The sequence below is a fragment of the Hymenobacter agri genome, from assembly GCF_054778495.1.
Map to the genome: position 1 here is coordinate 1 of NZ_BAAGZM010001249.1, position 594 is coordinate 594.

A 594-nucleotide genomic window follows, 5' to 3' on the forward strand; every position below is an offset into this window, starting at 1 on the left:
GCCATCGAGCCAGCGCGAGGCCAGGCCGGGGCCGCTCACGAGCAGCAGGCTGCCCACCCGCAGCGTGGCGATAATGTCTTTGAACTGCTCGGGCGGCAGGGCCGGGCAGCCGCGGCTGTAGCCCAGATGGCCGTTTTGCTGCACGTATTTCGGGCTGGCGTAGTCGGCCGCGTGCAGCACCACGTAGCGGTCGAAGGCATTGGCGTTCTGGCCCTTATCGAGCCCTTCGATGCGGCGCGAGTAGCCGTGAATGCCGTCGTAGGTTGCGCCGGTGCGGTAGAAGCCCAGCGAGGTACAGGCCGACGACTCTTCGTTGGAGAAGCGTCGGGCGCGCAGGTGGCCCGAACCCTGGCCGTGCGCCACCAGGCTGCGGTGCAGCACTTTGGCATTTTTGAGGTCGATGACCCAGAGACGCTCGGTAGTATTGGGCAGGTCCATATCGGCCACGGCCAGCAGGCCGGCGCGCTCGATGCGGCCGGTAGGGTGCAGCGTGAGGTAGCCCACGCAGGCTTGCTCCAGCACTTCGGGGCGTAGCTCGGCGGCGTCAGAGCCGAGGTCCGCGTGCAGCTGTCGGATGGCTTGGCGCAGCGTATC

Annotated in this window: 1 protein-coding gene; it reads right to left on the reverse strand. The window is 67.5% G+C overall.

The annotated features are described in order from the left end of the window. A partial coding sequence (locus tag ACYVDE_RS25600; RefSeq protein WP_460504319.1) for a murein L,D-transpeptidase catalytic domain family protein occupies nucleotides 1-594 on the reverse strand: 594 nt, incomplete at both ends.